Source organism: Arthrobacter sp. CC3, from assembly GCF_039907775.1.
In the GTDB taxonomy this organism is placed as follows: Bacteria; Actinomycetota; Actinomycetes; order Actinomycetales; family Micrococcaceae; genus Arthrobacter.
On sequence record NZ_JARCCY010000078.1, the window covers coordinates 1 to 10,435 of the forward strand.

A 10,435-nucleotide genomic window follows, 5' to 3' on the forward strand; every position below is an offset into this window, starting at 1 on the left:
ATCACTCAAAACAGAAGTTCGCGACACCCCTCAAGCATTCCAGCCAGCACGCCACCGGTTTAGGAGACACGCCCTAGTCGAACCAGGGATCCAGCCCGTACAGCGGGAACACTTCCTTGCGCGTGGCCATCACGGTGCGGTCCACTTCGTCGTTGGGATCGAAGCCCACCTCCCACGAACGCCACCACACGTCCACGTCGTCGCCCATGAATTCGGGCGCCGGCACGCCGTAAACGGCCCCGTACTTCTCCTGCACGTACTGGCGCCAGTCTGCGGGGACCGGGGTGCGGAGCGGCACCGGCCGGCCGGCCGCGATGGCAATCAGGTGGCTCCAGGAGCGCGGCACCACGCTGATCACGTTGTAGCCGCCCCCGCCGGTGGCAATCCACCGGTTGTCACAGCAGCGGGCAGCGAGGTTCCCGACGGCGGTGGCCGCTTCACGCTGGCCGTCCACGCTGATGTTGAGGTGCGTGAGCGGATCCAGCCGGTGCGAGTCGCAGCCGTGCTGGCTCACAATCACCTCGGGCTCGAAGGCACCGATCAGCTGGGGCACCACCGCGTGGAATGCCCGGAGCCAGCCGGCGTCGCCGGTGCCGGCGGGCAGGGCCACGTTGACCGCGCTGCCTTCCGCGTTGGGGCCGCCGATCTCGTTCGCAAAGCCCGTCCCGGGGAACAGGGTCAGGCCGGTCTCGTGCAGGGAAATGGTGAGGACCCGGGGATCATCCCAGAAGATGCTCTGCGTCCCGTCGCCGTGGTGGGCGTCGACGTCGATATATGCCACGCGCTGCACGCCGCCGTCGAGCAGTTTCTGGATCGCCAGGGCGGCATCGTTGTAGATGCAGAATCCGCTGGCGCGTTCCCGGGCGGCGTGGTGCATGCCGCCGCCGAAGTTGACGGCCCGGACGGCGCTGCCGTCCAGGATGGCGCGGGCAGCCAGCAGTGACCCGCCGGCCAGCCGGGCGCTGGCCTCGTGCATGCCGGCAAAAGCGGGATCGTCCTCCGTGCCCAGGCCCCGGGCAAGGTCGGGGACATCCGGGTTTGCGCTGACCCGGCGGACCGCGGCCACGAACTCGGGGCTGTGGACAGTGCACAGTTCCTCGTCGCCGGCCACGTCCGGGGCGGCTACGGTGACGTGCCCCAGGTCCAGCAGGCCCAGGCTGCGGGCCAGGCGGGCGGTCAGCTCCATCCGTTCCGGTGCCATCGGGTGCCCGTGGCCGAAGTTGTACGCAGTCATGGCCATGTCCCACACCACCATCGTTGGCAGTGCGGGCTGCGTGAGTCCGGGCAGGAATGTCATCAAGGACAGGCTACCTGAGCGGGGCACCCGGATTTCCCGGTCATCGCGCGGAATATAGTGGTTTACTACTGAAGGAAGCAGTTTCAACCGAGGAAAAGCCGCACATGACGCAAAGCCAGCCGAGGTCCCAGAGCCCGGCTAACTGGCATCCCGGCATGCCGGAGCGTGAGGGCCTGTGGATTTTCACGGGTATCCGCGACTTTATCGACAACATCGCCAACACGTCGCCGGCACGGCTGGCGCTGACCGCGTTCGGTGTTGTCATCATTTTGTTCACCGGGCTCCTGTCCCTGCCGGCGTCCTCCGCCTCCGGCGATTTCACTCCCCTGCACCAGGCTCTCTTCACCGCGGTGTCCGCGGTCTGCGTCACCGGCCTGACCGTCGTGTCCACCGCGGTGCACTGGTCCTTCTTCGGCCAACTGGTCATCCTGATCGGCATCTTCGTCGGCGGCCTCGGCACGCTGACGCTGGCCTCGCTGCTGGCGCTGATGGTCAGCAAGAAGCTCGGCGTCCGCGGCAAGCTGATTGCCCAGGAAGCCATGAACAACGCCGGCCGCCTCGGCGAGGTGGGCACCCTGCTGCGGATCGTCATCACCACGTCCGTGGTCATTGAGGCCGCCCTCGCCGTCACCCTGATCCCCCGCTTCCTGACGCTCGGCGAGAGCTTGGGACAGTCGGTGTGGCACGGCGTCTTTTATGCGATCTCGGCCTTCAACAACGCCGGTTTCACGCCGCACTCGGACGGCATCGTCCCCTACGAGACCGATCTCTGGATCCTGGTCCCGCTGATGCTCGGCGTCTTCCTGGGCAGCCTGGGCTTTCCCGTGGTGATGGTGCTGCAGCAGAACGGGCTGAACTGGAAGAAATGGAACCTGCACACCAAGCTGACCATCCAGGTGTCGTTCATCCTGCTGGCTGCCGGAACGGTGCTGTGGGGGCTCATGGAGTGGGAAAACATGCGGACCATCGGTTCCATGGACGTCGGCGATAAAATCGCCCACTCGCTGTTTGCCTCCGTCATGACCCGGTCCGGCGGCTTCAACCTGGTGGATCAGAACCACATGGAATCCACCACCATGCTGCTCACCGACGCCCTGATGTTCGCCGGTGGCGGGTCGGCTTCCACGGCCGGCGGCATCAAGGTGACCACCATCGCCGTCATGTTCCTGGCCATCGTGGCCGAGGCCCGCGGCGACGCCGATGTGAAGGTTTACGGCCGCACCATTCCACAGGGAACCATGCGGGTGGCCATCTCGGTGATCGTCGCCGGCGCCACCCTCGTCTCCGTCTCGGCCTTCCTGCTCCTGCACATCAGCGGGGCCTCCCTGGACCGGGTGCTCTTCGAAACCATCTCAGCCTTCGCCACTGTTGGCCTCAGCACGAACCTCAGTGCCGAGCTGCCGCCGTCGGGCGTTTATGTCCTGTCCGCGCTGATGTTCGCCGGACGCGTGGGCACCGTGACCCTCGCCGCTGCCCTGGCGTTGCGCCAGCGCAGCCAGCTGTACCACTACCCGGAAGAGAGGCCCATCATTGGCTGATTCCTCAGGCGCCGTAAATCGCCCCGCCCACAACGCCCCCGTGCTGGTGATTGGACTGGGCCGCTTCGGCTCATCCACCGCCGAACAGCTGGTCAAGCAGGGGCGCGAGGTCCTGGCGATCGAACGCGACCGCAACCTGGTGCAGAAATGGGCGCCCGTGCTCACGCACGTCGTCGAGGCCGACGCCACGAACATCGACGCCCTGCGCCAGCTCGGCGCGCAGGAGTTCAGTTCCGCCGTGGTGGGGGTGGGAACGTCCATCGAATCCTCGGTGCTGATCACCGTGAACCTGGTGGACCTCGGGATCCAGCATCTCTGGGTCAAGGCGATCACCCCGTCCCATGGCAAGATCCTGACCCGGATCGGCGCCAACCACGTGATCTACCCGGAGGCCGACGCCGGTGTCCGTGCCGCGCACCTGGTGTCCGGACGGATGCTGGACTTCATCGAGTTCGACGACGACTACGCGATCGTGAAGATGTATCCGCCGCGGGAGACCGTCGGGTTTACCCTCGAGGAATCCAAGGTCCGTTCCAAGTACGGCGTGACCATCGTGGGCGTGAAGACCCCGGGCGAGGACTTCACGTACGCCCGACCGGAGACCAAGGTGTCATCGCGGGACATGCTGATCGTGTCCGGCCACGTGGACCTGCTGGAACGGTTCGCCGCCCGCCCGTAGCCAGCAGCGAGCCTGCGGTGGGCCGCGAGCCTGCGGTGGCCCCCGCCGGGGCCGCTAGCCGAGCTGCCGGGTGATTTCGGCTGCGCGGGCGGCTGCGGCGCGGGCGCCGTCGGCGATGATCGCCGGCAGGCCGCGCTCGTCGAATGTGGCGATGGCCCGCTCGGTGGTGCCGTTCGGGCTGGTCACCGCCTTCCGCATTGTGGTGGGATCCGCGCCGGGCTCAGCCAGCATCAGGCCGCCGCCCGCAACCGTTTCCCGCGCCAGCAGGAGTGACAGCTCGGGATCCAGCCCCAGTTCGATGCCAGCGGCCGCCATCGCTTCGGCCAGGTAGAACACGTAGGCGGGACCCGAACCGCTGATGGCGGACAGCGCATCCACCTGTTCTTCGGGCACCTCCACGACGGTCCCGGTACCTTTGAGGACGTCCTTGGCCAGCTGCAGCTGTTCGGCAGAGCAGTGGGTTCCGGGCGAGACGGACACGACGCCGCGCCCGAGTTTTGCAGGCGTGTTCGGCATGGTGCGGATCACAGGCTGTCCGGCCGGCAGCGCAGCTTCGAGCTGCGCGATGGACACCGCGGCGGCCACGCTGATGACGATGGTCTTCGGGGACAACGCACCGCTGATTTCCCTCGCGAGATCGGCAATTCCCACAGGCTTGACGCCAAGGATCACGATGTCGGAGCCGGTGGCCGCCTGCATGTTGTTTTCCGGCTCCTCTTCGCCGGCTATGGCCGTTATGCCGGGGTGCCGCTGGGCAAGTTCGGCGGCACGTTCAGCGCGCCGGACGGTGGCCACGACATCCGCGGGGTCCGTTCCGGCCTCCAGCATGCCGCTCATGACGGCCTCGTTCATGGATCCACAGCCAAGGAATGCGATTCGGTTGCTCATTGGTCCATCATGGCAGTTCGCCGAGCATTGTCGCATCCGGCCCCATTCACAGCTGGCTCACATGATGGCCGCAGCTTCTTCACAAAGTGGACGCCTAACGTAGTTATTACCTCATTGAGGGTGCGAGTGATGCGGCAAGCATGGGGATGTTTGCCCGGCACCGGTGGTCTGCAGCAGGTTTCCCCCATTTTCCTGCCAGGGCCGCCGGTGCTTCTCTTTTTAAGTCCGGGCTCCCGGCCCCGTCCTCAGCCCCGGCCAGTGCACATTGCCAGCCAACGCACAGGGAAAATTCCTGAAACACCCAAACTGGGTCGCTAGCTTGGAAAGTGCCTCACAGGTGCGAGTGATGACAGCCGGTTCTTCGGGACCGGCGCGGCGCCGGGCGGCTGCGGAAGGGTTCCCCCAATTCCTTCGGCAGGACCGTCCGGCGCTTTCTCTATTTAAGGTCACCGGGGCCTGGCACGTTCACCGGCACATTCTCGCTCACCGGGGCCTTGCGCCTCGAACGGAAGCATTCACGACGACGGCTCGCCAGCCGGGGGCAGTTCCAGCAGCCGGCCGTCAAGGAACCGCCGCTCAGCCGCATTTCCCGCCAGCGCCAGCGCCTTCCGGTACTCCTTCCTGGCTTCGGAGTACCGGCGCAGGCGCCGGAGGAGGTCCGCTCGCACCGAGTGGAATACGCCGTAGCGCCCAAGGTCCAAGGCATCAACCAGCCCGAGGGCCGCTGCGGGGCCCTGCACTTCGGCAACAGCCACCGCCCGGTTGAGGGCCACCACCGGGCCGGGCGAGGCCTGCAGGAGCTGGTCGTACAGCCGCAGGATCTGGTTCCAGTCCGTCGCACCGGCCGACGGGGAGTCGCTGTGGACGGCGTTGATGGCAGCCTGAAGCTGGTACGGTCCCGGCCGGTTCAGGCGGAGGCAGCGGCGCACAATCGCCTGGCCTTCGAGGATCAGGTCCTGGTCCCACAGCGCCCGGTCCTGGTCCGCCAAAGCACCGTGCCGCCGTCGGGCGCCGTTCTGGCGGCGCGCCGCGACCCAATCAGCAGCAGCAGCGCCAGCAGCCCCTGGGCTTCGGGTTCGTCCGGCATCAGCGCGACCAGGAGCCGGGCCAGCCTGACGGCCTCCGTGCAAAGCTCGTCCCGGACCATTGCCTCGCCGGAGCTCGCGCTGTATCCCTCGTTGAAGATGAGGTAGACGACGGCGAGCACGGCCGTCAGCCGCTCCGGCAGTTCGGCACCGCGGGGAACGCGGTAGGGAATCCGGGCGTCCCGGATTTTGGCCTTGGCCCGGACCAGCCGCTGGGCCATGGTCTTTTCCGGCACCATGAAGGCGTGCGCAATTTCCGCAGTACCCAGCCCGCCCAAGAGGCGAAGCGTCAGCGCCACGCGCGCCGGCATTCCGAGGGCGGGGTGGCAGCAGGTAAAGATCAGCCGCAGCGTGTCATCGTTCACTCCGGCCTCCTCCCCCAGCTCATCCATCAGCAGGTCTTCGGGCGCCGCTCCCGGGGCTTCCCCGTTCCGGGAGTGGAGCAGCGCCGCCTGGGCATATTTGTCGTCGCGGGCGGCGTCACGCCGGAGCCGGTCGATGGCTCTGTTGCGGGCAGTAGTGATGATCCAGCCGGCGGGACTGGGCGGGATGCCCGCGGACGGCCAGCGCTGCACCGCTGCCGTGAACGGCGTCCTGGACGGCGTCCTCGGCGATGTCAATGCTGCCGAACACCCGGACCAGGACCGCCACGGCGCGGCCGTACTCGCGGCGGAAGACGCGGGCTATCGCCACCGCGGGATCGCCCCCAGAATCCCCCGCACCGGTCCCGGAAACGGGTCCCGTCATCGGATGCGTCCGAACGCCTAGTGCTGGAAGGGGCGGACTTCGACCGGCAGGGTCACGATCTTTGCCAGCCTGCGGGCCCAGCCGAGGGCCGCGTCCAGGTCGTCCACGTCAACGACGGTGAAACCGCCCAGATGCTCCTTGCCCTCGGTGAAGGGGCCGTCGGTGATGAGCACCTCGTCCCCCTGCGGCCGCAGGACCGTGGCGGTGTCCGCCGGATACAGGCCGGCTGCGAACACCCAGGCGCCGGCTGCCTTCATCTCCTCGTTAAGGGTCCCCAGCTCGCGCATGATGGGCTCCAGGAACTCCGCGTCCGGCACGGGGCCGTCGGGCTGGTAAATGCTGAGCAGGTACTGTGACATTTGGTTTCCTCCTTGCGGATTCGGCCGGCCGGGTGCCGGCGTCTCACCCTCTACACGAACGGCCGCCGCCCGTATCGACATCCCGCACCACCCCGTTGAGAAAGCCTGTCGACAGTGTGGCTAGGCCTCCCGCGCACCGACCAGCGGGTGGCTCAGGTGCTGGCGTGCGAACGTCAGGGTTTCGTTCAGCCACTCTTCGCGCTCCCCCGCGAACTTCGCCCGCCGGGTGGAGATTTCCGCCACCACCACGCCGTCGAAGCCGGTCCTTGCCAGGTGTTGCAGCGCTTCGGCGCAGCCCTGGTTGCCGCGACCGGGAATAAGGTGCTCGTCCCGTCCGGAACCTGATCCGTCCGTCAGGTGGATGTGCCTGAGCTTGCTGCCGAGGGCTTTGATCGCCTCAACGCTGTTGGCCCCCGCGGTGGCGGCGTGCGAGAAGTCCCAGGTGACGTCGTCGTAATCCTGCCCCAGCGGGTCCCAGTGCGGCAGGTAGGCAACCGTCTCCCGTCCCCGCACTCGCCACGGGTACATGTTTTCGACGGCGATCCGCACCTGGTACATGTCGGCGAGCTGCCGGATGCCGGCCGGGAAATTCTCCGCGTAGTTGTTCTGCCAGCGGAACGGCGGATGAACCACCACGGTGCCGCAGCCCACCTCTCGGGCCATCCGGCAGGACATTTCGATCTTGTTCCACGCCGAACCCCACACCTTCTGGGTCAGCAGCAGCGTGGGTGCATGGATGGAGACGATCGGCTGCCGGTAGCGGTGGCTGAGCTCCAGAAGGGAGTGCGGGCTCTGGCTGGTCGTGTTGTTGGTGACCATCACTTCCACGCCGTCAAAGCCCAGGTCCTGCGCCACGGCGAAGGCATCGTGCACGCTCAGCGGGTAGACGGACGCGCTGGACAGCGCCACCGGAATGACGCGGTTCTCTTCAGCGGAACGCTCGACGCCGGCGCTCATCTCAGTCGGCCCTCCCGCCGGATACGGTGGCCGGGGCCGCTGCGGCAGCCGGGGCGGTTTCGGCGGCCTGCGCGGTTAAGGCGGCGGGGGCTGCCGTAACCGGCGGCAGCGCTGCGTGGGAGGCGGGTTCCAGGGGACCTTCGAAAATCAGCTGGTCCAGCCTGCGGAGGATCAGTCCTTCACGCAACGCCCACGGGCAGATCTTGACCTTCTTGAATTCGAAGAGTTCCAGCGCGGCCTCGGCCACGAGTGCTCCCGCGAGGAGCTGGTTGGCGCGGGCTTCGGAGACGCCGGGGAGGTGCAGCCGGTCCTCGGTTTTCATGGCCGATATCCGCTGGGCCCAGATGCCGAGGTCCGTGGCGCCCAGTTGGCGCTTAACGTACGGTCCGGCGGCGCTCGGGGCAGCGCCGGCTATTCGCGCCAGGGAGCGGAAGGTTTTGGACGTCCCGGCCACCACGTTGGCCCTGCCCAGCTCATTGAAGCTTTTGACAGCGGGTTTCAGGGTGGCCCGGATGTAGCGTCGGAGCTCCTTGACGCTCTTCGCCGTGGGCGGGTCCTCGTGCAGCCAGTCGCGGGTGAGGCGGCTTGCTCCCAGCGGCACGGAGGTGGCCAGTTCCGGCAGCTCATCCTGGCCCTGGGCCATTTCGAAGGAGCCGCCGCCGATGTCGAGGTTCAGGATGGGTCCGGCGCCCCAGCCGTACCAGCGCCGGACCGCAAAGAACGTCATGGACGCTTCCTCGCTGCCGGTGAGTTCCTGGAGCGTCACCGTGGTTTCGTGCTTGACCCTGGCCAGCACGGCCGGCCCGTTGGTGGCTTCGCGGATGGCCGAAGTACAAAAGGCCAGCAGGTCCTGGGCTTTGTGCTTGGCAGCGAACTCCCACGCTTCCAGGACGAATTCGATGAGCTCGTGCTGGCCGGCGTCGTTGATGTTTCCCTCGGCGTCGAGGAACTGCACGAGCGACAACGGGCGTTTGTGCGAGGCAAAGGGCACCGGCCGAGCGCCGGGATGCGCATCAACCAGGAGCAGGTGGACGGTGTTTGATCCTATGTCGAGGACGCCAAGACGCATTCTGCCATTATTCACCGATAGCAAGCCGCCGGCGCAACTGCGTCGGCGGCTTGCCCGTCCGCGTCGGTATTAAAGCAGCTGCTACTCGGCTGCTGCTTCGGCGGAATCCTCTGACGGCTGGTCCGCCCGCTTGAAGTCACGGCGGATGTTGGCCACGCCCTCGGGATCGATTTCAAAGCCGAAAGCGCTGCCCGGATTGATCACCATGCCGAGCTCGTCGCCGAGGTTGCCGATGATGGCGGCGCCCTGGGTGCCCAGGACATTGGGGGCCGCGTCGAGGAACTGCTGGTCCACCCGGCTCGGGTGCGAGAAGACGGCAAGTACGGGCTTGCCCTCGGCGTTGGAGAGCACCAGGGGCTCCACCTGCGCGTCTTCGCCTTCAAGGGCGTCGGAACTGATGATGTAGACCTCGTTGTTGAGGAAGGACAGGATGACGTCCACCGGGTTGGCATCCGGGTGGTCACCTGTGGCGAGCTTCTCTTCGAGGTCGTTCAGGGGCTGGATTTCCGCGGGTGCAGGCTGTTCAGTCATGTCTCTACTCGACCACGTTTGCCGGGCGGGGCGCAAACGTGCGGCGTCCGGCTTCGACTTCGTGGGTGCGGGCCGGGGGATGTGTTCCGGAACAGAGCCCCCGGCCCGCACCCACGGCCTCAGCCACGCAGGAGCCGCAGCAGCCTCACTTTCATGCCGCGCTCGTCGAACAGGTCCTTCCAGCCAATGCGCTGGATCCGCCACCCCTGCTCGGTCAACAGCTTCTCCCGTTCCCGCTCCTCATAAATCACTTGGGCTGTCGGTTTGTAATCGAAGTACTTTGACTTCCCATCGAATTCCAATGCGGCGCGGAGTTCCGGCCATGCGAAGTCGAACCGGTAGGTACCACGGGCTGTTTGCACCGGAAACTGGAGCACAGGGGCCGGAAACTTCAACCGCGCAATGACGTCCCGGGTCAACGACTCGCCGGGCGACTCGGACAGTGGGTCCGCAAAAGCCAGCGCCCGGCGGAGGCCGGCCACGCCCCGGACGCCGGCCAGCCGGGTGCACTCCGATTCCAGCCAGTGCCGATCCGCTCCGCTCCGTAGCCCGTGGTCGAGGAGGATCAGTGCCTGCCGGTAGCTGAGTGTCCGGGCGCAGTCCAACACCGTTCGGTCCAATGACGTTACTGGCAGACCGCCTACCTCGATGCGGTCGCTGTCCAGGATATGAGCTGAATGCGCCCTGACATCGGCAGCGTGGGAACCCCGGGCCGCGTGGTAGGGAATGGTCACGTGAATCAGTTGGTCGGCCCGCCACAGATACAGGCGGTGCAACCGGGCGGCGGACGTGTGGCTGAACGTCAGGCCGTCGGCCGTCGCCGGCAGGGTCCGCTTGCTGTAGGCGACGAGCCGCGCACGCCCCCGGTCACCGTCAGAAAGGGCATTCCAATAACTGCCGCGGGCCATGATGCCAGTGCGTACTCGGACGAGGACGCCAGCAAGGAGGTGCTCGTTGATGCACCGTTTGCTGAGACCCTGGGCCAGCAGCTCTTCCGTCCGCCACATGACGTCGCCGGCCGGTAGCAGACCCCCGGGTACGACGGCGGCACTGCTCACGGGGAGCGTGGGCATGACGCGAGCGGACGCGATGGAGGGGAACGGCGTGGCCTCCGCCCAGATGTTAGCGAGCGGATCTGTGGCTTCACCCGGCTGGGGGATTCCCTGATTGTTCATTGCACCAGCCTCCACTGGCGTCGGGAAGCGCGGAAGCACAGCGCCGGGCCATGTGGAGAACCCAGGACGTGGGTGCGGGCCGTGGGCTGCGTTCCGGAACGCAGCCCACG

9 protein-coding genes and 1 pseudogene are annotated in these 10,435 nt (G+C 66.9%); 2 read left to right on the forward strand and 8 right to left on the reverse strand.

Annotated elements, in window-relative coordinates; genetic code table 11:
- Positions 1-73: 73 nt before the first annotated feature.
- Positions 74-1,297 (reverse strand): acetoin utilization protein AcuC, encoded by a 1,224-nt coding sequence (locus PV761_RS23680; RefSeq protein WP_347899973.1) that lies wholly within the window; start codon positions 1,295-1,297, stop codon positions 74-76.
- A 104-nt stretch (positions 1,298-1,401) separates the two neighbouring features.
- Here PV761_RS23680 and PV761_RS23685 point away from each other — a divergent pair, with 104 nt between their 5' ends.
- Positions 1,402-2,835: a potassium transporter TrkG gene (locus PV761_RS23685; protein ID WP_347899974.1), complete on the forward strand. Its 1,434-nt coding sequence runs from the start codon at positions 1,402-1,404 to the stop codon at positions 2,833-2,835.
- A complete protein-coding gene (locus tag PV761_RS23690; RefSeq protein ID WP_043437835.1) occupies positions 2,828-3,514 on the forward strand; it encodes a TrkA family potassium uptake protein in 687 nt (228 codons plus the stop codon). The genes PV761_RS23685 and PV761_RS23690 overlap by 8 nt, the downstream gene beginning before the upstream one ends.
- A gap of 54 nt (positions 3,515-3,568) precedes the next feature.
- Here PV761_RS23690 and proC read toward each other — a convergent pair whose 3' ends face one another.
- From proC to PV761_RS23725, 7 genes and pseudogenes are all read right to left on the reverse strand, one after another.
- Positions 3,569-4,402, reverse strand: a complete 834-nt coding sequence (gene proC, locus PV761_RS23695) for a pyrroline-5-carboxylate reductase (RefSeq protein WP_347899975.1) — start codon at positions 4,400-4,402, stop codon at positions 3,569-3,571.
- 515 nt (positions 4,403-4,917) lie between these two features.
- Positions 4,918-6,234, reverse strand: a pseudogene (locus PV761_RS23700) (sigma-70 family RNA polymerase sigma factor).
- Positions 6,235-6,251: 17 nt separating this feature from the next.
- Positions 6,252-6,593, reverse strand: a complete 342-nt coding sequence (locus tag PV761_RS23705; protein WP_347899976.1) for a YciI family protein — start codon at positions 6,591-6,593, stop codon at positions 6,252-6,254.
- Between the two features lie 120 nt (positions 6,594-6,713).
- Positions 6,714-7,550, reverse strand: coding sequence for a sugar phosphate isomerase/epimerase family protein (locus PV761_RS23710; RefSeq protein ID WP_347899977.1), 837 nt, complete (start codon positions 7,548-7,550; stop codon positions 6,714-6,716).
- A gap of 1 nt (position 7,551) precedes the next feature.
- Positions 7,552-8,619, reverse strand: a complete 1,068-nt coding sequence (locus PV761_RS23715) for a Ppx/GppA phosphatase family protein (RefSeq protein WP_347899978.1) — start codon at positions 8,617-8,619, stop codon at positions 7,552-7,554.
- A gap of 81 nt (positions 8,620-8,700) precedes the next feature.
- Entirely contained in the window at positions 8,701-9,150 is a 450-nt protein-coding gene (locus tag PV761_RS23720; RefSeq protein WP_028269932.1) for an SseB family protein, read from the reverse strand.
- 119 nt (positions 9,151-9,269) lie between these two features.
- Positions 9,270-10,325, reverse strand: a complete 1,056-nt coding sequence (locus tag PV761_RS23725; RefSeq protein WP_347899979.1) for a hypothetical protein — start codon at positions 10,323-10,325, stop codon at positions 9,270-9,272.
- Between the last annotated feature and the right edge of the window lie 110 nt (positions 10,326-10,435).

Bases quoted from the DNA above. Each gene is read 5' to 3' on its own strand.
- PV761_RS23680 (WP_347899973.1), bottom strand. From the start codon at position 1,297: ATGACATTCCTGCCCGGACTCACGCAGCCCGCACTGCCAACGATGGTG.
- proC (WP_347899975.1), bottom strand. From the start codon at position 4,402: ATGAGCAACCGAATCGCATTCCTTGGCTGTGGATCCATGAACGAGGCC.
- PV761_RS23710 (WP_347899977.1), bottom strand. From the start codon at position 7,550: ATGAGCGCCGGCGTCGAGCGTTCCGCTGAAGAGAACCGCGTCATTCCG.
- PV761_RS23725 (WP_347899979.1), bottom strand. From the start codon at position 10,325: ATGAACAATCAGGGAATCCCCCAGCCGGGTGAAGCCACAGATCCGCTC.
- PV761_RS23720 (WP_028269932.1), bottom strand. From the start codon at position 9,150: ATGACTGAACAGCCTGCACCCGCGGAAATCCAGCCCCTGAACGACCTC.
- PV761_RS23685 (WP_347899974.1), top strand. From the start codon at position 1,402: ATGACGCAAAGCCAGCCGAGGTCCCAGAGCCCGGCTAACTGGCATCCC.
- PV761_RS23705 (WP_347899976.1), bottom strand. From the start codon at position 6,593: ATGTCACAGTACCTGCTCAGCATTTACCAGCCCGACGGCCCCGTGCCG.
- PV761_RS23715 (WP_347899978.1), bottom strand. From the start codon at position 8,619: ATGCGTCTTGGCGTCCTCGACATAGGATCAAACACCGTCCACCTGCTC.